The organism is Mesorhizobium sp. LSHC420B00, assembly GCF_000503055.1.
Classification (GTDB): Bacteria; Pseudomonadota; Alphaproteobacteria; order Rhizobiales; family Rhizobiaceae; genus Mesorhizobium.
The window spans coordinates 34,287-59,112 of sequence record NZ_AYVY01000005.1 but is presented as its reverse complement, the minus strand read 5'-3'; the positions used below and the strand labels follow the sequence as shown (position 1 = coordinate 59,112).

25 protein-coding genes and 1 pseudogene are annotated in these 24,826 nt (G+C 63.9%); 17 read left to right on the top strand and 9 right to left on the bottom strand.

The features are described from left to right. Nucleotides 1-43: 43 nt before the first annotated feature. Nucleotides 44-391 carry a DUF1491 family protein gene (locus X760_RS50715; protein WP_023718403.1) on the top strand — a complete coding sequence of 116 codons (348 nt, stop codon included), beginning with the start codon at nt 44-46 and terminating at the stop codon, nt 389-391. 4 nt (nt 392-395) lie between these two features. Here X760_RS50715 and X760_RS50710 read toward each other — a convergent pair whose 3' ends face one another. Continuing rightward, the gene (locus X760_RS50710) at nt 396-1,406 is read right to left on the bottom strand and encodes a DUF2336 domain-containing protein (protein ID WP_023718402.1); all 1,011 of its coding nucleotides are present in this window, start codon (nt 1,404-1,406) and stop codon (nt 396-398) included. Nucleotides 1,407-1,593: 187 nt separating this feature from the next. On the opposite strand from X760_RS50710, the gene X760_RS50705 reads away from it, so the two are divergent. Further along, on the top strand, nt 1,594-1,785 hold the full coding sequence (locus X760_RS50705; RefSeq protein WP_031193791.1) for a hypothetical protein: 192 nt from the start codon (nt 1,594-1,596) through the stop codon (nt 1,783-1,785). A gap of 14 nt (nt 1,786-1,799) precedes the next feature. Here the strand turns inward: X760_RS50705 and X760_RS50700 are convergent, their stop codons facing one another. The 7 genes and pseudogenes from X760_RS50700 to X760_RS50680 all read right to left on the bottom strand — a co-directional run bounded on the left by X760_RS50700 (nt 1,800) and on the right by X760_RS50680 (nt 8,178). Then, nucleotides 1,800-2,348, bottom strand: coding sequence for a DUF1254 domain-containing protein (locus X760_RS50700; RefSeq protein WP_023718401.1), 549 nt, complete (start codon nt 2,346-2,348; stop codon nt 1,800-1,802). Continuing rightward, complete coding sequence (locus X760_RS50695; protein ID WP_023718400.1) at nt 2,341-2,925, bottom strand: DUF1214 domain-containing protein; 585 nt, start codon at nt 2,923-2,925, stop codon at nt 2,341-2,343. The genes X760_RS50700 and X760_RS50695 overlap by 8 nt, the downstream gene beginning before the upstream one ends. Before the next feature lie 97 nt (nt 2,926-3,022). Further along, nucleotides 3,023-5,182 carry a penicillin-binding protein 1A gene (locus X760_RS50690; protein ID WP_023718399.1) on the bottom strand — a complete coding sequence of 720 codons (2,160 nt, stop codon included), beginning with the start codon at nt 5,180-5,182 and terminating at the stop codon, nt 3,023-3,025. Between the two features lie 177 nt (nt 5,183-5,359). After that, nucleotides 5,360-5,797, bottom strand: a complete 438-nt coding sequence (locus X760_RS74535) for an NAD(P)H-binding protein (protein ID WP_023718398.1) — start codon at nt 5,795-5,797, stop codon at nt 5,360-5,362. 3 nt (nt 5,798-5,800) lie between these two features. Further along, on the bottom strand, nt 5,801-5,962 hold the full coding sequence (locus X760_RS77170) for a hypothetical protein (RefSeq protein WP_023718397.1): 162 nt from the start codon (nt 5,960-5,962) through the stop codon (nt 5,801-5,803). 82 nt (nt 5,963-6,044) lie between these two features. Then, a pseudogene (gene groL, locus X760_RS50685) lies at nt 6,045-7,737 on the bottom strand (chaperonin GroEL). A 102-nt stretch (nt 7,738-7,839) separates the two neighbouring features. Next, nucleotides 7,840-8,178 (bottom strand): co-chaperone GroES, encoded by a 339-nt coding sequence (locus X760_RS50680; RefSeq protein ID WP_023718396.1) that lies wholly within the window; start codon nt 8,176-8,178, stop codon nt 7,840-7,842. A gap of 243 nt (nt 8,179-8,421) precedes the next feature. Here X760_RS50680 and X760_RS50675 point away from each other — a divergent pair, with 243 nt between their 5' ends. After that, nucleotides 8,422-8,694 (top strand): hypothetical protein, encoded by a 273-nt coding sequence (locus tag X760_RS50675; RefSeq protein WP_023718395.1) that lies wholly within the window; start codon nt 8,422-8,424, stop codon nt 8,692-8,694. Beyond that, a complete protein-coding gene (locus tag X760_RS50670; protein WP_023718394.1) occupies nt 8,691-8,957 on the top strand; it encodes a DUF1488 domain-containing protein in 267 nt (88 codons plus the stop codon). Before X760_RS50675 ends, X760_RS50670 begins: the two co-directional genes overlap by 4 nt. Here the strand turns inward: X760_RS50670 and X760_RS77865 are convergent. Further along, nucleotides 8,954-9,427: a hypothetical protein gene (locus X760_RS77865; protein ID WP_245278553.1), complete on the bottom strand. Its 474-nt coding sequence runs from the start codon at nt 9,425-9,427 to the stop codon at nt 8,954-8,956. The two genes, X760_RS50670 and X760_RS77865, sit on opposite strands and share 4 nt — an antisense overlap. 266 nt (nt 9,428-9,693) lie before the next feature. Between X760_RS77865 and X760_RS50665 the strand changes: the two genes are divergently transcribed. From X760_RS50665 to X760_RS50605, 13 genes are all read left to right on the top strand, one after another. After that, nucleotides 9,694-10,104, top strand: a complete 411-nt coding sequence (locus X760_RS50665; protein WP_023718393.1) for a DUF3168 domain-containing protein — start codon at nt 9,694-9,696, stop codon at nt 10,102-10,104. Nucleotides 10,105-10,502: 398 nt separating this feature from the next. Continuing rightward, nucleotides 10,503-10,802 carry a hypothetical protein gene (locus X760_RS50660; protein WP_023718391.1) on the top strand — a complete coding sequence of 100 codons (300 nt, stop codon included), beginning with the start codon at nt 10,503-10,505 and terminating at the stop codon, nt 10,800-10,802. A 64-nt stretch (nt 10,803-10,866) separates the two neighbouring features. Beyond that, nucleotides 10,867-11,532, top strand: a complete 666-nt coding sequence (locus X760_RS50655; protein ID WP_023718390.1) for a response regulator transcription factor — start codon at nt 10,867-10,869, stop codon at nt 11,530-11,532. A gap of 10 nt (nt 11,533-11,542) precedes the next feature. Next, nucleotides 11,543-12,955: an ATP-binding protein gene (locus X760_RS50650; RefSeq protein ID WP_051409642.1), complete on the top strand. Its 1,413-nt coding sequence runs from the start codon at nt 11,543-11,545 to the stop codon at nt 12,953-12,955. A gap of 109 nt (nt 12,956-13,064) precedes the next feature. Continuing rightward, nucleotides 13,065-13,499: a hypothetical protein gene (locus X760_RS50645; RefSeq protein WP_023718388.1), complete on the top strand. Its 435-nt coding sequence runs from the start codon at nt 13,065-13,067 to the stop codon at nt 13,497-13,499. Nucleotides 13,500-13,616: 117 nt separating this feature from the next. Next, the gene (gene ccmI, locus X760_RS50640; protein WP_023718387.1) at nt 13,617-14,747 is read left to right on the top strand and encodes a c-type cytochrome biogenesis protein CcmI; all 1,131 of its coding nucleotides are present in this window, start codon (nt 13,617-13,619) and stop codon (nt 14,745-14,747) included. A 3-nt stretch (nt 14,748-14,750) separates the two neighbouring features. Then, on the top strand, nt 14,751-15,194 hold the full coding sequence (gene ccmE / locus X760_RS50635) for a cytochrome c maturation protein CcmE (protein ID WP_023718386.1): 444 nt from the start codon (nt 14,751-14,753) through the stop codon (nt 15,192-15,194). 71 nt (nt 15,195-15,265) lie between these two features. Further along, nucleotides 15,266-17,254 (top strand): heme lyase CcmF/NrfE family subunit, encoded by a 1,989-nt coding sequence (locus X760_RS50630; protein WP_023718385.1) that lies wholly within the window; start codon nt 15,266-15,268, stop codon nt 17,252-17,254. Continuing rightward, complete coding sequence (locus tag X760_RS50625; RefSeq protein ID WP_023718384.1) at nt 17,251-17,718, top strand: cytochrome c-type biogenesis protein; 468 nt, start codon at nt 17,251-17,253, stop codon at nt 17,716-17,718. The genes X760_RS50630 and X760_RS50625 overlap by 4 nt, the downstream gene beginning before the upstream one ends. A 116-nt stretch (nt 17,719-17,834) precedes the next feature. Next, nucleotides 17,835-19,391 (top strand): Do family serine endopeptidase, encoded by a 1,557-nt coding sequence (locus X760_RS50620; RefSeq protein ID WP_023718383.1) that lies wholly within the window; start codon nt 17,835-17,837, stop codon nt 19,389-19,391. 300 nt (nt 19,392-19,691) lie between these two features. Next, the gene (locus X760_RS50615) at nt 19,692-20,366 is read left to right on the top strand and encodes a response regulator transcription factor (protein WP_023718382.1); all 675 of its coding nucleotides are present in this window, start codon (nt 19,692-19,694) and stop codon (nt 20,364-20,366) included. 6 nt (nt 20,367-20,372) lie between these two features. After that, on the top strand, nt 20,373-21,842 hold the full coding sequence (locus X760_RS50610; RefSeq protein WP_023718381.1) for an ATP-binding protein: 1,470 nt from the start codon (nt 20,373-20,375) through the stop codon (nt 21,840-21,842). After that, nucleotides 21,842-24,808 carry a bifunctional [glutamine synthetase] adenylyltransferase/[glutamine synthetase]-adenylyl-L-tyrosine phosphorylase gene (locus X760_RS50605; protein WP_031193789.1) on the top strand — a complete coding sequence of 989 codons (2,967 nt, stop codon included), beginning with the start codon at nt 21,842-21,844 and terminating at the stop codon, nt 24,806-24,808. Before X760_RS50610 ends, X760_RS50605 begins: the two co-directional genes overlap by 1 nt. Nucleotides 24,809-24,826 lie beyond the last annotated feature (18 nt).

The following is a 24,826-nucleotide window of genomic DNA, read 5'->3' as shown; positions in this document are numbered from 1 at the left end:
CCGGCCAATGCTGTAAGGACCGCCGCATGGCCAGGAATTCTCCATGCGGGTAACCACCGACCTGTGGGTATCGGCGCTGTTGCGTCGGGTTTTCAGCGCCGGCGGCTTTGCCGCCGTGGTCAAGCGCGGCGCGACGGAAGCCGGCGCGGTTTTCGTGCTGGCGCGGGGCAGGCTGGGGGAGATGGCGCTGTTCGGGCCGGCGCCGCAGACGAGCTACGATTCGGCCAGGCCGGACGACCGTTTCTTCAGCCTTCTCGGCGAGGGCGACGATGCCGCCATCTTCGACGCGCGGCTGGAGCGCGAGAAGAAATTCGATCCCGATATCTGGGTGGTCGAGGTCGAGGCGGGCGCCATTCCCGTTGAGGAGCTTATCTCGGTCAAGTTGCCGTAACTTTTCAGACGCGACGCGCCTTTGGGACAGCGGCAACATCGGCGCTGTTCGGCTTGCGCAGGTCGGCGTTTGCGGCGACGCGCCCGGGCTTGCGAACGATTTTCGACACGGTGTCGGCCTTCCAGCCGCGGAGCCTGTCCAACGCCGCGTCGCGGTGCAGCAGGCGGTAGCGGTCGAGGAAGATGCGGATCGCCTGCGGGTGCGGAAACTCGGTCGGATAGATGGTGGCCGTGATCAGGAACGCCTTGTCTTCGCTGAGGTCGAGCGCGCGCAAGGCGGCCAGCAGCGGTGTGTAATTTTGGCTCGTGGTGAGCGTCCGCGCCGTTGAAAAATCGACTTCGAGCGCATCGGCGAGCGCTGTCTGGAAGAATGCCGCATTGCCGGTCAGCGCGGTCTCGCGCAGCTTGACATAGGTTTGCGGCTCGACGAACGGACCGATAGCGGTGCCGCTCTCGGCGCGCATCATGGATCGCAACCGGCGGCGTACTGTTTCGGCGGCATCGGAAGCCTCTTGCCTGTTGGCATCGCTCGCAACCACTTCGGCGTTTTCGGACGCGGCTTTGGCGGTTGTTTCCGGCTGCTGTTGCGACCGCACCAGCGTCGGCCTTTCGAGCACTTTGATGAGATCCGCGATCGTTTGATTGAGATCCTTGCGGCGGGCAATGGCACGGGCATGCGGCAGCCCGTGGCGCCCGATCAGCGCGATGAGGTCGACGTCGCTGAGGGCACGCGAGCGGATGAGCAGCGGAGCGGCGATATCGACCCGCTCCTGGCAAAGCCGCCGCACCAGCGCGGCGGGTGCATATTCGCATTCGGAAAGGGCTGCCGCGACGTAGCGGCGCGATTCGACCGAGACATTGTCGAAAAGCGGCAGCGTCAGGTCTTCGAGCTGCGCGATCTCGCGGCGTGAAGGTCGGGTGAGCGAACAGAACGCCGACACCGCGGCGCGGAACAGCCTCTCGGCCTTTCCCGATTCAGCTCCTGCTGCGATTTGCCTGAAATCCGAAGCTGACACGAAGGATACGCCCGACACTCGACACGATCTGGACTGCGCTCTGCCGGGCTGTACCGGTTTCGCGTTTCCCAAGAACAAAGATCAATTTAGCGGCGATCCGTTAGCGCTCCGTTAACCTACTGCCTCCTTAATCGACTATGGAGGCGTTGCGTTGTGCTCCGGGGCAACCGAGAGGAATACGCGAACCATGGGCATGGTACTGTCTTTCGTGCCGCGAACGGCGGCAACCAATCGAGCACAACAAACCGCGGGAACGCCGGCGGCGGTGATCATCTTTCCCGGGGTCCGCTACGAGCAGCGGCCGCTGACCGGCGAGACGCGGCCGGTCGGCCCCGATAAGCCGGGACCTTCGGGGACATTGCCGGTACCGCATCACTGAGCATCGGAAGTGGGTTAAAAATCCTGCAGTTCGCAGGAACTCTGTTCGAGAAACCGCGAGACGATCGGCTTCCAGCTGTCGTCGGGCACGAACGAGCGGATGACGAACATGCCTTCCGCTATCGGCGCTTCGACGAAGATCGCCCCTTGCAGTTCCGCGGGAAGATTCTTGCGGACCTCGATCATCTGCGCCGGCGTCAGCACCACGGTGTCGAGCACGCCTGCGGTCGCGCTGCGGTCGTTGAACGAGTAGATGTTGTGGCCGCCGCGGTCATAGACCGATATCGACCAGAACGGCACCTTTCCCGGCGCCTTGACCCGCACCATCCCCTCGGCAAGGTCGAAGCGGCAAGCCGCCGCATAAAACAGCGGATCGACCGATTTCACCACCGGCGCGCCGCCGGCTTCCGCGTCGAGCCTGGTCATCTTGTAGAGATCCGAAGCCATGGCCAATCGCGACCAGGCGTCGCGTTCGGAAAACTCGGGGACGAGCAGCAGCACGATGATGTGCACGATGCCGCCGCCAAGCAGGCCGAGCAGCACGGCATGCAGCAGGCTACGCATTGCAGCCGACCTTCTGGATCTGCGGCAGCGTGACGTCCGAGAGGCCGGTGCTGCTGGCGATCGGCGTGTCATAGAACGTGAGCACGAAGTACATCCCGCCGGCGCCGCTGGTCAGCAGCCAGTTGTCGGGCGCCGGGCGGCTGCCGACGGAAATGATCACCGAATTGTCGGCCTCGCGCAGCACTTGATAGGACTGCAGCGCAGCCAGCCTCGGCTTGCCGGTCTCGATCACGCCAAGCGACCGATCTGCGGCATAGAGGGTCCAGAACCGGGCGGTGGGAAAGCCGCCCGCAATCTTGTAGGCACATTGCCGCTTGAGTTGCTCGCCGCCGGAATCGCGCTCGGCGATGAAGGACAGTCCTTCCGCCTGTCCGAGCGCCAGCACGCCTTCGCGCGCCACGCGGGCCTTCGAATAAGGATCCGCCGTCGGCGTGCCGATATCGGGGAAGGCGGTCCATTGGCCGATCCTGATGGCGCCGACGCCGTCCTGCAGCTTCAGTGCATACCAGACGCTGCCGCCACCGCCGACGACGGCGATGGCAAGCGAAAGCAGTGTCAGGAAGGCATTCTTGAGCATGAGGAGCCGGGGAACCGAAGGCCGGGGACTGAAAGACTGTCGCTCGGGATATCGCGGTGCGGGGGCTTGTGGCAAGCGGCCCTGTGGAATTGACCGCTCAGAGCGCCGAGAGGGTCTCCGGTGCAGCGGGCGCGTCGAGCACGGGTGCCGCCTGGAACAGCTTGGTGAGTTCCTTCAGGGTCTGGGTGGTCCGGCTGGACAGCACCGGCGGACGCTCGGCGGCGGCATCGGCTGCTGCCTGTTCGGCGCTCTTCTTTTCCGCTTCCTCGGCCTTGGCAGCGATTTCGGCATCGACGAAGGGGTGATCGAGGCCAGGGATCGGTCTGAGGTCGATATTCTGGTGCGCATAGAGCATCAGGCGCTGCCACACCATGGCCGGCAGGGTGCCGCCGGTCATCTTGTTGGTCGCGGTGAAGTCGTCATTGCCAAGCCAGACGGCGGCCGTGTAGTTGCCGGTAAAGCCGACAAACCAGGCATCGCGGTAGGACTGGGTCGTGCCGGTCTTGCCGGCGACGACGATGTTTGGAAGGGCCGCGCGCCGGGCCGTACCGATCACCGGAACGGCGGCCAGCATGGTGTTCATGTATTTGAGCGCCTGCTCCGACAGCACCCGGTGCGGCGGCGGCGCATCCTTGGCGAAGTCGTAGACCACCTCGCCGGTGCGGGTGAAGAGTTGGCTGACGCCGTGCCGGGTTCCGGCAAAGCCGTTCTGGGCGAACACGCTGTAGCCCGTCGCCTGGTCCATCACGGTCATGCCCGACGTGCCGAGCACCATGGTCTTGTGTGATTCCAGCGGCGACTCGACGCCCATCGCCTCGGCCATCGCCTTGATCGGCTTGATGCCGAGATAATCCTTGGCCAGCCGCACCGGCACGGTGTTGATCGATTTGGCCATCGCCGTGATCAGCGTCACCTTGCCGGCCGACCCGCCATTGTAATTGTGGGGCGACCAACTGCCCCAGGAGATGGGTCCGCCGGAAACCACCGAATCCGGCGTGAAGCCATGCTCCATCGCCGTCGCATAGACATAGGGCTTGAACGAGGAGCCGGTCTGGCGAAGTGCCTTGGTGGCGCGGTTGAACTGGCTGGCGCCGTAGTCGCGGCCGCCGACGATCGCCCGGACCGCGCCGTTGGTCTCGATGACGACGATGGCGCCCTCGGTGACGTTGTATTCCTTGCCGAACTGGCGGAGGTGGAACTCCATCGATTCTTCGGCCGCCTTCTGGATGTTGGCGTCGAAGGTGGTGTGGGCGACAAGCGAGTGCGGGCCGCCTTTGGCGGCGATCTTCTTGACCTCTTCGAAGGCCCAATCGAGATAGTAGTCGGGGCTTTTCTGCTCGCCGCGATCAACGATTTCGGCCGGGTGTAATCTTGCCTGCAGCACCTGGCCTTCGGTCATGAAGCCGGAATCGACCAGGTTGGACAGCACGACATTGGCGCGCGCCCGGGCGGCGGGCAGGTTTATGTGCGGCGCATATTTGGTCGGTGCCTTGAACAGGCCGGCCAGCATCGCCGCCTCGGCAAGGTTCAGGTCCTTGACGCTCTTGCCGAAATAGAAATCTGCCGCCGCCTCGATGCCGAAGGTGCCGCCGCCCATATAGGCGCGGTCGAGGTAAAGCTGCAGGATTTCCTTCTTCGACAGATTGGCTTCGAGCCATAGCGACAGGAAGGCTTCCTTGATCTTGCGCTCGAATGTCCGCTCATTGGTCAGGAACAGGTTCTTGGCCAGCTGCTGGGTGATGCTCGAGCCGCCCTGGACGACAGAATTCGCCCGTACGTTCTCGAATATCGCCCGCGACAGGCCGAGCACGTCGATGCCGTAATGGTCGAAGAAGCGCCGGTCCTCGGTGGCCAGCACCGCCTTGATGACATGGTCGGGCATCTCGTCGACCGGCACCGAATCGCGCTGGATAATGCCGCGCTGGCCGATCTCGTTGCCGTAGCGGTCGAGGAAGGTGACGGCGAAGTCGCCCTGCGTGCGCCAGTCGCCGGCGGTTATCTGAAAGGCCGGCAAGGCCAGCGCCAAAAGCACAACGATGCCGCCCGCACCGAGCGTAAATCCTTCACTCAACAGTTCAATCATGCCGCGGCGCCAGCCGCCGACGCGGAAACGCCGCGAGAAGATGGTCGCCGCTTCCCAGAACTGACGCGCCCTGAAGCCGATTTCGTAGACCGAGGAATCGATCCACGCATCCACCGCCAGCAGCCTTGCGGCGATCGGACCTCTTCTCTTGCGTGGTTCCAAAGGACTAGCCATTCCAGGATCCGGCTGCGGCGATGCCGCCAACTGAGAAACCGCATGCCGGCAATTTCACGGCGGCGCACCTTGCAAGACTATTCGTCCATTTTGGTGCTGCCGACAAGGGCGATGAAGGTAAGGACGATGAAGATATAGCGGGCGGTTCGTCGAGGGGAAGACGGCTCCTGCGAGGCGTCAGCGCAGGATGTTGGCTACCCTGCGCGAGTAGGTGGTGCCGTCGAGTTGGGCGAGCATGAAGGCCGCCACGTCGGCACGCGCCAGCGTCGGCAGCAGCGACGCCGACCGGATGCCGTTGCCGTGGCGGAATTCGCCCGTTGCCGCTCCATTGCTCAACCTGGGCGGCTCCACGATGGTCCAGTCGAGCCTGGATTGAACGATCAGGCTTTCCTTCACCTCGTGGTCCGCCACCTCATGGCGCAGAACCAACGGTACGATGACGCCGCCAAGTAGCGGCCCCAGTTGCCGCCGCTCGGAGATAAGCTTGACCGCACCATGCAGGCACTGACGGCGCTTGTGCGTTCGGGCAAGAATCGCATTCAGCTGGCGCTGATCAGCGACGAGACGCGATAAGGGTCTGGTGCCGCGCTTGCGCGGGGTGCCGAGGATTGGCAATCGTCACATGGGACGCTTGTCCGCGATCTTTTTCGGGTCGCGGCCTATCGTGCCGGCGTCGGCTTTCCTGTGCTTGTCGGCAAGCCTGCGAATGCGATCGAAGCGGCTTTCCTCTGCCACTTTGGTCTTCGTGGCTGCATTTGGCTTCGGGACGAATGCGATCATGGATCGATCTCCTTGCCGATGGCGCGCGCCGGGGAATATCCCCCGGCGGCTGTCTTTCAGGCTTGTTTCCGGCAGCGGCTGGTCAATAGCCCATGCCGCCGGGCGAAGCAGCGGCTTCCTTGGCTGAAACGTCTGTGATCATGGCCTCAGCAGTGATCAGTAGCGCCGCAATCGAGCCCGCGTCCTGCAGCGCCGTCCGCACCACCTTCGCGGGGTCGACGATGCCGGCCTTGATCATGTCGACATAGACCTCGTTCTGGGCATCGAAGCCCTGATTGTGGTCCTTGCTGTCGGCGAGTTTGCCGACGACAATCGAACCTTCGACGCCGGAATTCTCGGCGATCTGCCGGATCGGCGCTTCGAGCGCTCTCGACACGATCGAAATGCCCGCCGTTACATCGGCATTGGCTCCGGTCAGCCCGTTCAGCACAGCCTTGGCGCGCAGCAACGCGACGCCGCCGCCGGGAACGATGCCTTCCTCGACGGCCGCGCGGGTGGCGTTCAGCGCATCGTCGATGCGGTCCTTCTTTTCCTTGACCTCGGATTCGGTGGCGCCGCCGACGCGGATGACGGCAACGCCGCCCGCCAGCTTGGCGAGACGTTCCTGCAGCTTCTCCTTGTCGTAGNCCGCCGACGCGGATGACGGCAACGCCGCCCGCCAGCTTGGCGAGACGTTCCTGCAGCTTCTCCTTGTCGTAGTCGGAAGTGGTTTCCTCGATCTGCCCCTTGATCTGCTGGACGCGCGCCTGGATGGTGGCCTTCTCGCCGGCGCCGTCGATGATCGTGGTGGTGTCCTTCTCGATCAGCACGCGCTTGGCGCGGCCGAGCATCTCTATGGTGATGTTCTCCAGCTTGATGCCGAGATCCTCGGAAATCATCTGTCCGGCGGTGAGCACGGCGATGTCTTCCAGCATCGCCTTGCGGCGGTCACCGAAGCCAGGCGCCTTGACGGCCGCGACCTTGAGGCCGCCGCGCAGCTTGTTGACGACCAGCGTCGCCAGCGCTTCGCCCTCGACGTCCTCGGAGATGATCAACAGCGGCCTGCCGCTTTGCACCACGGCTTCGAGGATGGGCAGCAGCGCCTGCAGATTGCCGAGCTTCTTTTCGTGGATGAGCACGTAAGGCTCCTCCAGCTCGGCGCGCATCTTCTCGGCATTGGTGACGAAATAGGGCGAGAGATAGCCGCGATCGAACTGCATGCCTTCGACGACGTCGAGTTCGGTTTCGGCGGTCTTGGCCTCCTCAACGGTGATGACGCCGTCATTGCCGACCTTGTCCATCGCCTTGGCGATCATGGCACCGACGCTGGTGTCGCCATTGGCGGCAATGGTGCCGACCTGCGCGATCTCGCCTGAGGACTTGACCTTCTTGGCTCGAGCCTGGATTTCCTTGACGACGGCGGTGACGGCAAGGTCGATGCCGCGCTTGAGGTCCATCGGGTTCATGCCGGCGGCAACGAATTTGGCGCCCTCGCGCAGGATGGAAGCGGCAAGCACCGTGGCGGTGGTGGTGCCGTCGCCGGCGAGGTCGTTGGTCTTCGAGGCCACTTCGCGCACCATCTGTGCGCCCATGTTCTCGAACTTGTCGGAAAGTTCGATTTCCTTGGCCACCGTCACCCCGTCCTTGGTGATGCGCGGCGCGCCATAGGCCTTGTCGATGATGACGTTGCGGCCCTTAGGGCCGAGCGTCACCTTGACGGCGTTGTTGAGGATTTCGACACCGCGCAGCATGCGGTCACGCGCGTCGGTGGAAAATTTGATTTCCTTGGCAGACATGATTTTTTCCAGTTCGGTTGGTTGTGGCAAGACGCTTGCAGCGCGCCTGAATCAAAGCTTGGAGCATCCTTTGCGCGCCCGGCAGGGCGCGCGGCATTCCAATCAGGCGGCCTTCTTGGTAGCCACGCTCTTGTCGATGATACCCATCTCGCTCTTGTCGATGATGCCCATGATGTCGGCCTCCTTCATGATCACAAGGTCCTCGCCGTCTATCTTGACCTCGGTGCCGGACCATTTGCCGAACAGGATGAGGTCGCCGGCCTTGACGTCGAGCGCCATCAGCACGCCGCTTTCGTCCCGCGCGCCCGGCCCGACGGCGATCACTTCGCCTTCCTGCGGTTTTTCCTTGGCATTGTCGGGGATGATGATGCCGCCCTTGGATTTGGTGTCGCTTTCGGCGCGCCGAATGACGACGCGATCGTGGAGTGGCCGGAATTTCATGGGGACTCTTTCTGGGGCCGGCTTAGGCGGCCGCCCCTCTCTATAGGCGCCTTGGCACTCGATTGATAGGAGTGCCAAAAAATATTCATGGGGTATGTCAAATATTGAATGAATTATTTTGCCTGGCTATCCCTTGGTGTTCGGGCATTGCCGAATATTAATGAAATTGAATTTCTGTCTTTGAACACCTATTTTATGGTGAAGTTCACACTCACGACTTTCGCTGCAAGGGAGATTTTACCGATGGCCGAAGGCAATCAGAACATCATGGAAAAAGCTCAGGCTCGCTTCATGGAAAATCAAAAGAAAACGGCGGAGCGGAACAAGGCAACTGCCGAATATCTCTCGGAGGCCAAGGCCAGGGCGATCAAAACGGCAAGACTGAGGGAATTGCGACTGGCCAAGGAAGAGGCGGATCGCGCGGCGGCAGCTCTGAATCCGGTCGCCCCAAAGAAGAAGCGGGCGGCGCGGACAGTCAAGCAGGCCGTATCCGCATCGACGGAGGCCAAATCATGAGCCTGACATTTCCCAATCCCAGCCGCAGCTACGACGAGGCAAGCAAACGCATCCGCTTCGTCGGCCATGACGGCATGTTCCAGATTTCCTTCTCTGTCGCAACCGATGCCATCTCCAAAGTGCAGCCGGGAACGGCGGCCTCGGAAGCTACCTATCTGGCGGCCTTCGACACGGCTTCCAGCTCGATCCACGATGTCGCCAGGAATGCCTATGCCCGCACCCGCAGGAGCATATATGTGCTGACTGCGGCCGATTTTCGCTAGATCCGTCGCGATCCGTCCACAAGACGCTTTCTCGGGGCTTCCGGTCCGCCTGCATCCGCCGCGATGTCACGACTGTTCAGCCGATCGACCATCGCGTGCGCATCGCACGTGTTCATGCCGACCATGGATTGCTGCTTGAGCTCGACAGGCTGGCCGGTGAAGACGTAGAAGACGGTCCAGCTGTGAGGACGTTCCATACGCAGCGCGTAGCGGTTTGCCATCTTGGCATCCTTTAGTTTCCGCCCGATCGATGAATGTCGCTGGGCGACGAAGAATATTGCCGCCAGGACAAGCACCGTCCACAAAACGACGAACAGCTTCAGGGCCAGGCTACCGTGCGCCGAGAGCAGCTCCCGAGTGCGGTTGACCAAATTCTTGATGGTCATCGACATGGTCGGCGCCGCAATCGCGACCGGCCGCGCCCTGACCCCAAGCTTTCCGAAAACAGGCAGCAGCGATGGCTCGCGCACGAAAACGACCTCGAATGTTTGGAAACCAGAATCTTCATAGCATCGTTCTTCGAACGCCCTGCACGCCAAATGAATTCGCGTCACCCTCAAGGGCGTCCGTGACGCGAAAGGCCGCGGCGTCGCGGGTTCCAGTAGCAGGGCTTATTCCCGAGATCATGAAGGTTCATAATCCGTATGAGACGCGCTGATTCGCGCTTTGCCGGGATGCCGCCATGCAACGCAGCTACGCAGCAGGGAGGTCGACGCGACGGGCGAGGGGAAAGACAATGACCGCGCCACCCGTCGAATTGCAGAAGGCCATATTCGAGGCAGTGAATGGCGATCCCGATTTATCGGCGGCACTGGGCGACGCAAGATTGTTCGACCGTGCGCCGGAAAATGTTGCGTTTCCCCACATGACCTTCGGCCGCACCAGCGTTTACGACTGGGCTACGGGCACGGAGAACAACGCCGAGCAGTTGCTGACGCTGCATGTCTGGTCGAAGTCCGAGGCCAGCAAGGAAACGCTCGACATCATGGACCTGGTCAGCGCCCGCTTGCGAGATGCGGCACTCTCGCTTGGCGAACATCGCCGCGCCTATCTCAAGCTCGAATTCGCCGAAGCCCGCTACGACGAGGACCTTTCGGCCCATCACGGGCTGCTGCGTTTCCGCGCCATGATCGAGGATGAGGGCTGACCGCCGGGCACTTTCCGTAAGAATCGGGCAATTTTGTTCTTGCTTTGTGCCGGCAGCTATGCTACTAATTTCACTATGGTGCTGATTGGCGCCAACGACCCGCCGCCGAGCGGGTTTTTTTGTTTCAGGTCGGTTCGCCTGAACCTGCCTTCGGTTGCCGGATCGATTGTCCCGGATCGATTGTCGAAGTCGGCGCACACCTGAAGCGATTGCCTTCTCCGCCAAATGATGCCGGTTGTCGGCGAAGGATCGGAGGGCTAGGTTAAACTTTGGCGATTTCGCGAGACGGGCGGCGAGATGGCAATCCGGTAATCTCGCGCTTCAGGGGTGTGGCGGGCATGCATTCGAGCGTTCACCGTTCATATCACGTTCAGCACCAGCGCGTTAGAACGCTGACCATGAACATCCTTTGCTCCCACTTCCGGACCGCGGCACTGGCGCTCTCAGCCGCCGGTCTGCTTGCGTCGCAGGCGATGGCGATCCCCGTTGTCGTGCCCGAGCAGCCCCAACCGGTCGTCCTCGCCGCCTCGGACTGCTATGCGATCGGCCAGCAGGTGGCCGAGCAGAATGGCGGCACCCTGGCCAAGGCCTCGCAGTCGACACGCGGCGGCCAGCCGGTCTGCGTCATCGTCGTGCTGGTTCCGGGCAAAGAAGGGCAGCGTCCGCGTCGCTCGGAGATCGTCGTTCCGCTGAACTGAACCGTGCCGTTTCCCAGTCTGCCGGAATCGGCCTATATCTGAACAGCTTCAACAGGCCTCCCGCATGCGCGTACTCGTCGTCGAAGATGACAAGGATCTCAACCGGCAGATCGGCGACGCGCTGGTCGATGCCGGCTATGTCGTCGATCGCGCTTTCGACGGCGAGGAAGGGCACTTTCTCGGCGACACCGAGCCCTACGATGCCGTCGTGCTCGACATCGGCCTGCCGCAGATGGACGGCATCAGCGTGGTCGAGCGCTGGCGGCGTGGCGGCCGCAAGATGCCGGTGCTGATCCTGACGGCACGCGACCGCTGGAGCGACAAGGTTGCCGGTATCGACGCAGGCGCCGACGACTACGTCACCAAACCTTTCCACATCGAGGAAATCCTGGCCAGGGTGCGGGCCTTGATCCGGCGTGCCGCCGGGCATGCCTCGTCGGAGCTGACCTGCGGACCGCTGCGCCTCGACACCAAGGCCTCCAAGGCCGACGTCGATGGTGTACCGCTGAAGCTGACATCGCATGAATTCCGCCTGCTTGCCTATTTGATGCACCATATGGGCGAGGTCGTGTCCCGGACCGAACTGGTCGAGCATCTCTACGATCAGGATTTCGACCGCGATTCCAATACGATCGAGGTCTTCGTCGGACGGCTTCGCAAGAAGATGGGCATCGACATGATCGAAACCGTTCGCGGCATGGGCTACCGCATGCGTAAGCCGGAGGCGTAACGCGGAACCGCTGCCTACAAAACCCGCCGTCTCGAACACGCCGTCGCTGCGGTCATGGCCGCGTTCGCTGGCGTTTCGCGTCATCGCCTTTTCCACGGTCTGGGCGATCCTCACTCTGGTCGTCATCTTCACCTTGATCACCACGCTCTATCGCCAGGCCAGCGAGCGCGGTTTCGACAGCCTGCTCTCGGCGCATCTGTTCAACCTGATCGGCTCGGTCGGCGTTTCCGAAAGCGGCCAATTGACCGGCGCTCCCGACCTTGGCGATTTGAGGTTCTCGGAGCCGAATTCCGGCTGGTACTGGTCGGTCGAGCCCGCCTCGGAAGGCGTGCACGGCGATCTCCATTCGTCGTCGATGACCAAGGCGATCCCGTCGCCAAGCGTTGCCGAGGTGCCATTCAATGCCAGCTTCCAGCGCAGTTATTCGGCGGACGGCATCGAAGGCGAGCAACTGGAGGTGTTCGAGAGCGAGTTCGTCCTCGATGCGAAAAACCGCGCCGCGCGCTTCCGTGTCATGGGCAACCAGACCGAGCTCGAGCAGGAAATCGCCACCTTCCAGCGGCGCCTTTTGACCTATCTGTCGCTGTTCGGCGTCGGCATGATCGCCATCAATGCAATCGCCATCCTGCTCGGCCTGCAGCCGCTGCGCCGGGTCAGGAATGCCCTTGCCATGGTGCGCGAAGGAACTGCGCAACGGCTCGACGGCCGCTTCCCGGCCGAGATCGAGCCGCTCGCCAACGAGACGAATGCGCTGATCGAGAACAACAGGCGTATCGTCGAGCGGTCGCGCACGCAGGTCGGCAACCTCGCGCACTCGCTGAAGACGCCGCTGGCCGTGCTGCTCAACGAGGGGCGGGCGCTGGGTGGCGCCAAGGGCCAGCTCATCGCCGAGCAGGCCGCTTCCATGCAGAAGCAGGTCGACCACTATCTGCAACGTGCCCGCGTTGCCGCGCAGCGCGACAGCGTCGTTTACCGCACGCCGGTGGCGCCGCTGGTCCAGCGCATGGTGCGCGTGCTGCAGAAGCTCAACCCGCGGACCGCGCTCTCGCTCTCGCTGCCGGCCACCGACATCGTCTTTGCCGGCGAACGTGAGGACCTTGAGGAGCTGCTCGGCAATCTGCTCGACAATGCGATGAAATGGGCAAGGAGCGCGGTCGCCGTTTCCGTCAAGCCCATCGCCGGCAGGGAAGGGGCGGCCAATCTGTTCGAGATAGCCATCGAGGATGACGGCCCCGGCATTCCCGAAGACAAGGCGCGCGAGGCATTGCAGCGCGGACGGCGTCTCGACGAGACAAAACCCGGCAGCGGGCTCGGACTTGCCATTGTCGCCGACCTTATCAACGAGTATGGAGGCGTTCTGGCGCTGGAACGATCCGTCATGGGTGGATTGAAGGCGGTGGTTCGATTGCGGAGCCTTCAGTAATGCTTTTCCGGGCGGCTGGCTGCGGCCAAATTTCCGATAAACATCGACATTATGGCCGCGCCAGCCTGCTGACAGCGCGGCGGTCCAGCTCAAGAAAGCCGGTATTGGCATGAAGATTCGCGTCGCGCTCGTTTCCGCCCTGCTCGCCGTCTCCGGCTGTACGACGCTCGGCAAGGGCCCAGCCGTTACGGTGACACCGGCCGCCACGCCTCCCAGTGGCGCCAAGGTCGCGACGACGATCATCGCCGCCATGGGCGGCGGCCTCGTCGGTGGCTCGATCGGCACCGGCTTGAGCGAGACCGAGAAGCGCAGCGCGCTCGAGGCGGAATACAAGGCGCTTGAATATACGGCGAGCGGCCAGAAGGTGGCGTGGAAGAGCGACAGTTCGGCCCATCGCGGCGAAGTTGTCGCCGCCCAGCCCTATCGCGTCGGCTCGCAGGACTGCCGGCAATACACCCATACGGTGTTTACCGGCGCTGCCGGCGCCACCGCGCGCGGAACCGCCTGTCGCAATGCCGACGGCAGCTGGACCCCGCTGACGTAGCTCGCCGGCCGTTGATACACCGATCCCGGTCCGGCACTATCGATCGGAGCGGTCCCGTCAAAGCGTCGCAGCACGCTTGTGTTGGCAGGGCAAGGGTCTCGTTCTATTGGAAGAGCCATGCTGTTCTGGGTCATAGCCGCAATCCTGACGCTGGGCGCAAGCCTGGCGGTGCTGCTGCCGTTGGCGGGCGAAACAAAGAACACGTCCGCTGCCGGCGATCACGACCTTGAAGTCTATCGCGACCAATTGGCCGAGCTTGACCGCGACGTGGCGCGTGGCCTGATCCGGCCAATGGAGGCCGAAGAGGCGCGCGCCGAGATCGCCCGCCGCATCCTTCGCCTGAGCAATGCCGGCCCGGCCGGCACGACGGCGACACAGCGGTCGACAAGGCTGGTGGCGACCGCTGCCGTGCTGGTGGTTCCGCTGGTTAGCTGGGGCCTTTACGGCCAGCTCGGCTCACCCGACCTGCCGTCGCAGCCGCTCAGCGAACGCCTGGCCAAGAACCCCGCCGACAGCTCGGTGGACGAGCTGGTGGCACGCGCCGAAGCGCACCTTGCGGCCAACCCGTCCGATGGCCGCGGCTGGGACGTGCTGGCGCCGGTCTATCTGCGCATGCAGCGATACGCCGATGCGGTAACCGCCTACCGCAATGCCATTCGCCTTGACGGCGACAGTGCCGCCCGTCAAGCCGGCCTCGGCGAGGCGATCGCCAATGCGGCCGGCGGCATCGTTTCAGCCGACGCCCAGGCTGCTTTCGAGGCGGCGCTGAAGCTCGATCCGGCAAACCCGAAGGCCTCGTTCTATCTCGCCATGGGCTTGGCGCAGGAAGGCCGCACAGCTGAAGCGACGGCGGCTTGGCAAAAGATGCTTGCCGCCTTGCCGCAGGGCTCGCCGTGGCGCGGTGCCGTCGAGCAGGCGCTCGCTGAATCCGCCGCCCGCAACGTCGCTTCGGAGGCGCCCGCGAAAGGGCCGAGCGCCGACGATATCGATGCTGCCTCCTCGATGTCGCCGCAGGACCGGCAAGCCATGATCAGCACCATGGTTGCCGGCCTCGACGAAAAGCTTCGGCAAAATCCGCGCGACGAGGAAGGGTGGATGCAGCTCGTTCGTTCCTATGCCGTGCTGGGCAAGACAGATCAGGCGCGTGACGCACTCAATCGCGGTATCGCCGTCTTTGGCGCGGACAGCGACCAGGCCAGGAAATTCACCGCCTTTGCCGCCTCGCTCGGCGTGACGGCGACGGAGTAGACGATGACGCGCAAGCAGAAACGACTGTCGGTGATCGCTGCGGGGCTGGCCTTCCTCGGGGTTGCCACCGGGCTGACCTTCTATGCGCTCGGCCAGAAGGCCTCCTACTTCTACATGCCGGCCGATCTGGCCACCGCCAGCCTTCAGCCGGGCCAGCGTATCAGGCTCGGCGGCCTCGTCGAAAAAGGCACAGTAGAGCGTAGCCAGGGCGCCACCGTCGCCTTTTCGGTGACCGACAACCAGAAGGACGTCAAGGTTACCTATACCGGCATTCTTCCCGACCTTTTCCGGGAAGGGCAGGGCGTGATCACCGAAGGCTCGTTCGGCCCTGACGGAATCTTTGTCGCCGACAGCGTGCTCGCCAAGCATGATGAGACCTATATGCCCAAGGAAGTGGCCGACGGCCTCAAGGCCAAGGGCGTCTGGCAGGAGAGCAAGAGTGACTAGAGAGGTTCCGCAAAAGTGTTCCACGGTTTTGCGGCAAGAACCTGCGGCAAAACCTGGCGAGCGGGGCGACAATGGTTGAAACCGGACATTTCGCCCTGGTCCTGGCGTTTGCGCTGGCCCTGGTGCAGACGGTGGTGCCGCTGTTCGGTGCGCGCACCGGCAACCACAAGATGATGGCCGTCGGCGCACCCGCCGCGCTGACCGGCTTTGCCTTGACAGCGCTGTCCTTCGTGGCGCTGGCGACCGCGTATGCAGGCTCCGACTTTTCGGTGGAGAGCGTCTGGGAGAACTCGCATTCGCTGCAGCCGCTGATCTACAAGATCACCGGCACTTGGGGCAATCACGAAGGTTCGATGCTGCTCTGGGTGCTGATCCTGACCTTCTTCGGCGCGCTTGTCGCCGTCTTCGGCGGCAATCTTCCGGCGACGCTCCGGGCCAATGTGCTTGCGGTGCAGGGAGCGATCGGCGCTACTTTCTTGCTGTTCATCCTGACGACGTCGAACCCGTTCGTCAGGCTCAATCCGGCGCCCATCGAGGGCCGCGATCTCAATCCGATCCTGCAGGATCTCGGCCTCGCCATCCATCCGCCGCTGCTCTATCTCGGCTATGTCGGCTTTTCGATATGCTTTTCCTTCTCGGTCGCCGCCCTCATCGAGGGCCGCATCGACGCATCGTGGGCGCGCTGGGTGCGGCCGTGGACGCTGGTCGCCTGGATGTTCCTCACCGGCGGCATCGCCATGGGCTCCTACTGGGCCTACTACGAGCTCGGCTGGGGCGGCTTCTGGTTCTGGGATCCGGTCGAGAACGCGTCCTTCATGCCGTGGCTGGCGGGCACGGCGCTGCTGCATTCGGCGATTGTCATGGAAAAGCGCTCGGCGCTGAAGATCTGGACGCTGCTGCTGGCGATCCTGACCTTCTCGCTGTCGCTGCTCGGCACCTTCCTGGTGCGCTCCGGCGTGCTGACCTCAGTCCACGCCTTCGCCACCGATCCGACGCGCGGCGTTTTCATCCTCTGCATCCTGACGCTGTTCATTGGCGGCTCGCTGGCGCTGTTTGCCTTGCGCGCCTCCCGGCTGACGGCCGGCGGCCTGTTTCACCCGATCTCGCGCGAAGGCGCGCTGGTCCTCAACAATCTGTTCCTGACCACCGCCACCGCCACCGTGCTGGTCGGCACGCTCTACCCGCTCGTAGTCGAAGCGCTTTCGGCCGACAAGATTTCTGTCGGCGCGCCGTTCTTCAACCTGACATTCGGCCCGCTGATGGTGCCGCTGCTGGTCGTCGTGCCGTTCGGGCCACTGCTCGCCTGGAAGCGCGGCGACATTTTCGCGGTCGCCCAACGCCTGATGGCGGCTTTCGCGGCGGCGCTGCTCGCCGTGCTGGTGACCGCCCTGTTCATCGATGGCGCTTCGGTGTTGGCGGCACTCGGTGTCGGCCTTGCCTTCTGGCTGATCTGCGGCGCGTTCACCGATCTCGCCGTCAAATCCGGCTTCGGCACCGTCGCGCCCGCCACCGTGCTCAGGCGCTTCGCCGGCCTGCCGCGCTCGGTCTTCGGCACAGCGCTTGCGCATCTCGGCCTCGGCCTGACGACGCTCGGCATTGTCGGCACGCTTTGCTTCGGCACCGAAAAAATCCTGTCGATGCATGCCGGCGATACAGTCGAACTGTCCGGCCACACCCTGCGCTTCGAGGGGCTCTACCCGGCCCAGGGGCCTAACTACAGCGAGGATCGCGGCCGCTTCGCCCTGCTTGGCGCTGACGGCAGCATCGCTGGCGAGATCACCTCAGCCAAGCGCTCATACCCGGTGCGCCAGATGACAACGACCGAATCCGGCATCAGCACGATCGGCTTCAGCCAGCTCTATCTCTCGCTTGGCGACGAGGCCAGCGACGGCTCTGTAGTCGTTCGTCTGTGGTGGAAGCCGCTGGTGACGCTGATCTGGGGTGGCGGCCTGGTGATGATGGCGGGTGCGGCGATGTCGCTGCTCGACCGCCGCCTGCGTGTCGGCGCGCCGTCGTCCCGCAAGCCGGCGGGCGCCGTGCCATCGGCGAGCCCGCCATGAGCCAAAGGGTCACGCTGGCCTCGCTGGTCCTCTTGCTGGCGCTGTTGTTCGCCGGCGCCGCGCAGGCGGTCAAGCCCGACGAGGTGCTCGCCGACCCGGCGCTCGAGGCGAGGGCGCGCGCTTTGTCGGAAGGCTTGCGCTGCATGGTCTGCCAGAATCAGTCGATCGACGAGTCCGATGCCGACCTTGCCCGTGACCTGCGCATCCTTGTGCGCCAGCGCCTGGTCGCCGGCGATACCGATCAGCAGGTGATGGACTATGTCGTTTCGCGCTACGGCGAATTTGTGCTGCTGAAGCCGCGCTTCAATCTGCGCAATGCCTTGCTCTGGGGCACGCCAGTTCTTCTGCTGCTCGTTGGCGGGACGTTCATCCTGCTGGCCGCTCGCTCGCGCCGCTCGACAGCGACCGCTGCCCTGACCTCGGACGAGAAGGCGGCGTTGGACGCGATACTCCGCCGCGATTGATCCTAACATTACGAAAGTTTCATGTACCGGAAATGGCGCCGTAATGTGCGGCTCTCTATTTCCTTTGTCGAGGATGCCAATCAAGGGGCGTCCCTTGAAAAGAGGATACGAGAACCATGAATGTTGCCCCCAATTCATATCTTCGCACCCGCAAACGCCTGCTGGCCGCAGCCGCATCCCTAGCCATTGCCGGCGCGATCGGCTTTGGTGCTGTTGCCACCGGGACAGCCCCGGTTCTGGCCGATGCCGTGCGTGTCGAGGCACCGCAGGTCCCGAGCTTCGCCGATGTGGTCGAGCGCGTTTCGCCGGCGGTCGTCAGCGTGCGCGTCAAGGCCAAGATCCAGTCGACGGCCGATGACGGTTCCGGCCAGATGGACGACGAGGACGGCCTAGGCAATCTTCCCGACAATCCGCAGCTGCGCCGGTTCTTCCGCGAATTCCGCGGCTTTGGCGATCAAGGCGGCGACCAGGGTCCGAACGGAATGCGCCGTTTTGGACACCGTGACCGCAACAACGACCAGCCGCGGCCGGTGGCGCAAGGGTCGGGCTTCTTCATCTCCGATGACGGCTATCTCGTCACCAACAACCATGTCGTCGAGGAAGGCACCGCCTTCACCGTGGTGACCAATGACGGCAAGGAGCTTGACGCCAAGCTGATCGGCACCGATCCGCGCACCGACCTTGCCGTGCTCAAGGTCGATGACGGCAACAAGTTCACCTATGTCGACTTCGCCGATGATTCCAAGGTTCGCGTCGGCGACTGGGTGGTGGCTGTCGGCAATCCGTTCGGCCTCGGCGGCACGGTTACCGCAGGCATCGTTTCGGCCCGCGGCCGCGATATCGGCGCCGGCCCCTATGACGACTTCATCCAGATCGACGCCTCGGTGAACCGCGGCAATTCGGGCGGCCCGACCTTCAACCTCAACGGCCAGGTCGTCGGCATCAACACCGCGATCTTCTCGCCGTCGGGCGGTAGCGTCGGCATTGCCTTCGACATTCCCGCTTCGACCGCCAAGCAGGTCGTGCAGGATCTGATGAAAAACGGCACAGTCCAGCGCGGCTGGCTCGGCGTCGAAATCCAGCCGGTCACGCCCGAAATCGCCGAGTCGCTTGGCCTTGGGTCCGGCAAGGGCGCGCTCGTTGCCAGCGCGCAGGACAACAGTCCCGGCAAGAAGGCCGGCATCACCGCAGGTGACGTGATCACTCAGGTGGACGGCAAGGACGTTGCTTCGCCGAAGGAACTCGCCCGTCTGATCGGCGCTTACCCGCCCGGCAAATCGGTCGATGTCACGGTGTGGCGCAACGGCAAGAGCGAGGCGGTCAAGGTCGATCTCGGCAAGCTGCCGTCGAGCGACAAGCAGGCCTCGGCCGACCAGCAGCCTGCACCCGCGCCGAAGACCGATACGCTGGCCGATCTCGGCCTGACCGTCACCAAGTCCGACAACGGCAAGGGTCTTGTGGTGACCGATGTCGACCCCGACAGCGATGCCGCCGATCGCGGCATCCAGCCCGGTGACGTCATCACCTCCGTCAATTCGACGGAAGTGACCGGCACCGGCGACATCGACAAGGCGATGGCCGACGCGGTGAAGTCCGGACGCAAGGCGGTGCTGATGCAGATCACCCGCGACGACAGCAACCGCTTCGTCGCGCTGCCTGTCGCCAAGGGCTGACGACCGGTTCGACTTTTCCGGTGCGGCGGTTTTCACACCCCCGAGCCGCCGCACGGGAAAGCACGGGGCCTGAATACGTTAGTCAGTCATCGTGTTCCGCCCCAGCGGCAGCGGGCTTCCGATCGCCCGCTGCCGCTCGAACGTGTCGGTCAAAGCGTGAAGCGGTTTTAGGCTACGACATGCTAAAACAAAGACTTACCGCGTATTCCTGAATCACTTTGTTCGCGATACGCCATGGAGACGGCCACGATGCATATGCCGGCCACTCAATCTTCCAGCGAAATCGCGTATAACGGTTCTATGAAGATTCTCGTCATAGAAGACGATCGCGAGGCGGCCGACTACCTGCAGAAGGCGTTCGCCGAGGCCGGCCATACCGCCCATGTCGCCGGAGACGGCGAAACCGGCTTCGCACTCGCTGATTCCGGCGACTATGACGTCATGGTCGTCGACCGCATGATGCCGCGCCGCGACGGCCTGTCCGTCATTGCCGGGCTCAGGTCCAGAGGCAATACGACGCCCGTGCTGATCCTGTCGGCGCTCGGCGAAGTCGACGACCGGGTCACCGGTCTGCGTGCCGGCGGCGACGACTATCTGACCAAGCCCTACGCGTTTTCCGAACTGCTCGCCCGCGTCGAGGTGCTGAACCGCCGCGCCAGCGCCAGGGAGGCAGAAACCGTCTACCGGGTCGGTGATCTCGAACTCGACCGGCTGTCGCATTCGGTGCGGCGCGCCGGGCGCGAGATGACGCTGCAGCCGCGCGAGTTCCGCCTGCTCGAATATTTGATGCGACACGCCGGCCAGGTAGTGACGCGCACCATGCTGCTCGAGAACGTCTGGGACTACCATTTCGATCCGCAGACCAACGTCATCGACGTTCATATCTCGCGGCTGCGCGGCAAGATTGAGAAGGGCTTCGACAAGCCGATCCTGCACACGGTTCGCGGCGCCGGCTATATGCTGAAAAGCGGCTAGAACCCCATGGCCCTTTCCGTGCCGGCCATCATGAGGACGACGGCAGCGCGGCTTTCAGCGCTTTATCTTCTGCTTTTTGCGCTGTGCGCTGTGCTGCTGGTCTTGTACATGACCTCGCTCTCGGCGCGCATGCTGACTGCCCAGACGCAGGAGACGATCAACGACGAGGTACTCGGCCTTGCCCGCGCCTATCAGCGCGGCGGCCTACCGGTGCTGGTCCGCGTCGTCGAGCAGCGCTCCCGCCAGCCCGGCGCCAATCTCTATCTGATCGCCGATGCCAACGGCCAGATCCTGACCGGCAACGTGCAGAGCCTGGAGCCGGGCGTGATTGAGGCCGAGGGCTGGACCACCGAACCGTTCTCCTACCGCCGCTTCGGCGAGGGCGAGCTCGAGCGGCAGCGCAACCCGGTCTCCGACCCGAACGAGCCCGCGCAGAACGAGGTCCAGGCCGAAGGCGAGAAAGGCCACAACGCCATCGCCCTGGTGCTGCGCCTGCCCAACCAGATGATCATGCTGGTTGGCCGCGACCTCGGCGAGCCGGAGCGCTTCCGCGCCGTCATTCGCCGCGCCTTGATGCTGGCGCTCGGCATGATGGGCGTCGGCGGGCTGCTGATCTGGTTCTTCGTCGGGCGCGCTGCGCTGAAGCGCATCGACAGTGTGTCGGAGGCGAGCCGCCGCATCATGGGCGGCGATCTTTCCGGCCGGCTGCCGGTCACCGGCGCCGGCGACGAGTTCGACCGGCTGTCGGAAAACCTCAATTCCATGCTGGCCAGGATCGCCACGCTGAACGAGGGACTGAAGCAGGTCTCCGACAACATCGCCCACGACCTGAAAACGCCGCTGACCAGGCTGCGCAATCGCGCCGAAGCGACGCTTTCCGGCAAGCACAACACCAGCGACTACCGACAGGCGCTGGAAGGAACGATCGCCGAATCCGATCAGCTGATAAAGACCTTCAACGCCATCCTGATGATCTCACGGCTGGAGGCCGGCTATTCCTCCGAAAGCACCACCAGGGTCGACCTGGCCGCTGCCGTGCACGACGTCGTCGAACTCTACGAGCCTGTGGCGGAAGAGGCGGGTGTGACGCTCGAAACCTCGGTACAGGGTGCCTTCGCCGTCAACGGCAATCGCGAGCTGATCGGCCAGGCGCTGTCCAATATCGTCGACAACGCGATCAAATATTCGACCGACTCGACCTCCAGGCCTACGGTTCGCGTGACGCTGGAGCGTATCGATGGCGAGATCAGGCTTGCTGTTTCCGACAACGGCCAGGGCATTCCCGACGATGTCGACCGCGCCAGGGTGACCGAGCGTTTCGTGCGGCTGGAAAAGAGCCGCTCGCAGCCGGGTTCCGGCCTTGGCTTGAGCCTCGCCAAGGCGATCATGACGTTCCACAATGGACGGCTTGCGCTTCTGCCCGGCAATCCCGGATTGTCCGTCGTCATGAGTTTTCCCGGGCGGGAGGATCGCTGATGGTGGCGAGGATGGCAGCGCGACGCCGCGAGACGGACTGGCTTTTGAAGCCGGCGGTAAAGCTCGTTCCGCTGGATGCAAGCCGCGCCAGGCAGGAATTGGCGGAGATCGCCGACGCCGCGCGGCAGGAAGAACTGCCGCGACTGGCGAAATTTCTCGCCGGCAAGGGGGTCGTCCAGGATTTCCTCGCCGCCGTTTTCGACCTGTCGCCGTTCCTGCGCGATACCGCGCGCCGCCGGCCGCGAATCCTCGATGCGCTTTTTGACGAGATCATCGAGGCGCGGCTGTCATCGATCGGCGCCGCGGTCGACAAGGCAGCGCGCGCAGAGGCCGTCTCCGAAGGCAGCCTGATGATGGAGCTGCGCCGATGCAAGGCGGAGGCGCATTTCCTGATCGCCTTGGCCGATCTCGCCGGCGAGGCCGAGACTTCGCTGACGGTGCGGCGACTGAGCGACCTTGCCGACGCCTGCACGCGTGCAGCCGTCGATTTCCTGCTCCGCGACGCGCATGAGCAAGGCAAGCTCAGTTTGCCGGATCCGAAAAATCCGGCGCAACGCTCGGGCTGGATCCTGCTCGGCATGGGCAAGCTCGGTGCGCATGAGCTGAACTTCTCCTCCGACATCGACCTCGTCGTCTTCTTCGACCCCGATGCGCCTGCCGTCGTCGATCCGCTCGATGCCACCGAGCTGTTTTCGCGCCTGACCCGCCGGCTGGTCCGCATTCTCCAGGACCGCACCGAGCACGGTTACGTCTTCCGCACCGATCTCAGGCTTCGTCCCGACCCCGGCTCGACGCCGCTGGCGATCCCGGTCGAGGCGGCGCTGCGCTACTATGAGGCGCGCGGCCAGAACTGGGAGCGCGCCGCCATGATCAAGGCGCGCCCGGTGGCTGGCGATCTTGCCGCCGGCGCCGCGTTCCTGAAGGAACTGCAGCCCTATATCTGGCGCAAATACATGGACTATGCGGCGATCGCCGACGTCCATTCGATCAAGCGCCAGATCCACGCCCACAAGGGCCATGGCGAGGTCGCGGTCAAGGGCCACAACGTCAAGCTCGGCCGCGGCGGCATCCGCGAGATCGAGTTCTTCGTCCAGACCCAGCAGCTCATCGCCGGCGGTCGCTTTCCCGAACTGCGCGGCCGCGAGACCGTGCCGATGCTTGGCGAACTCTCCGCGCGTGGCTGGATCACTGCCGATGCGCGCGATGCGCTCACCAGGCAATACTGGTTCCTGCGCCGCGTCGAGCACGCCATCCAGATGGTTGCCGACCAGCAGACGCACATCCTGCCGGAGGACGAAGAGGGGCTGGAGCGCGTCGCCCGCATGCTGGGCTTTGCCGATGCGGCAGGCTTTGCCGAAGCGTTTCGCGCGGCCCTGCACCAGGTCGAGCGCCACTATGCAGCGCTGTTCGAAACCGCGCCGGAGCTTTCGGCAGGCATCGGCAATCTGGTCTTTACCGGCGACGTCGACGATCCCGACACCTTGCAGACCCTGAAGCGGCTCGGCTTCCAGCGGCCGAGCGACATCTGCCGGGTTATCCGCGGCTGGCACTTCGGCCGGTATCGCGTCACCCGGTCGGCGGAAGCGCGCGAGCGGCTGACCGAACTGACGCCGGCGCTGCTGCAAGCCTTCGGCCAGACGCGGCGGGCGGACGAGGCAGTGATCCGCTTCGACGAATTCCTTGCCGGCCTGCCTGCCGGCATCCAGCTGTTTTCCCTGCTGCAGTCGAACCCGGCTTTGCTGAAGCTGATGGCGACGATCATGGGCGCGGCACCGCGGCTGGCCGCCATCATCACGCGCCGGCCACATGTCTTCGACGGCCTGCTCGATCCGGCGCTGCTCAGTGAACTGCCCAACCGTGCCTATCTGTCGGCGCGTCTTGCCGCCTTCCTCGAAGGCGACAGGGCCTATGAGGACGTGCTCGACCGACTGCGCATCTTTGCTTCGGAGCAAAAGTTCCTGATCGGCGTCAGGCTGCTTGCCGGGTCGATCGATCCGCCGCGCGCCGGCCGCGCTTTTTCCGATCTCGCCGATCTGACTATCGAAGCGGCATTGCAGGCGGTGATGGCCGAATTCGCGCTGCGTCATGGCTATATTGCCGGCGGCAGGGTCGCACTGCTCGGCATGGGCAAGCTCGGCAGCCGCGAACTGACGGCAGGTTCCGACGTCGACCTCATCCTGCTCTACGATCACGACGCCGATGCCGAGGAGTCCGACGGCGACAAGCCGCTTGCCCCGTCGCATTACTACAGCCGGCTGACGCAGCGGCTGATCGCCGCCGTTTCCGCGCCGACCGCCGAGGGCGTGCTCTACGAGCTCGACCTTCGCCTTCGGCCGTCCGGCAACAAGGGGCCGGTGGCCACGCATGTCGACGCCTTCAAGAAGTATCAGCGCCAGGACGCCTGGACATGGGAGCACATGGCGCTGGCGCGAGCCCGCGCGATCGGCGGCGATGCCGAGCTCTGCCGCGAGGTCGAAGGGGAAGTTGCCGCAGTGCTCGCTCTGCCGCGCGATCCAGTCAAGGTGATGGCCGAGGCATCCGAGATGCGCGCCATGGTCGACAAGGAGAAGCCGCCGCGCGATACCTGGGACATCAAGCTGATCCCGGGCGGCCTCATCGATCTCGAATTCATCGCCCAGGTTGCGGTGATTACCGGAAAGATCGAGGCAGGCCGCAGGGCCACCGGCACGGCTGACATCCTGTCGCGCCTGGCGCCGGATTTCGCCAGCGCCCAGGTCAGGCAGGAACTGGTGGATGCCTATTCGCTCTATCTGGCGCTGACCCAGATAATACGGCTTTGCCTTACCGGCGCGTTCGAACGCGACGACGTTCCGCCAGGGCTTTCGGATCTGCTTCTGGCGGTCACCGACCTGCCGGATTTCGGTGTGCTTGAAGCGCACCTCAAGGAGACGTCGCAGAAGGTCAGAAAGGATTTTGACCTTTTGCTTCGTGCGAAACAACCGTGACGGCAATCGGCCGAACGG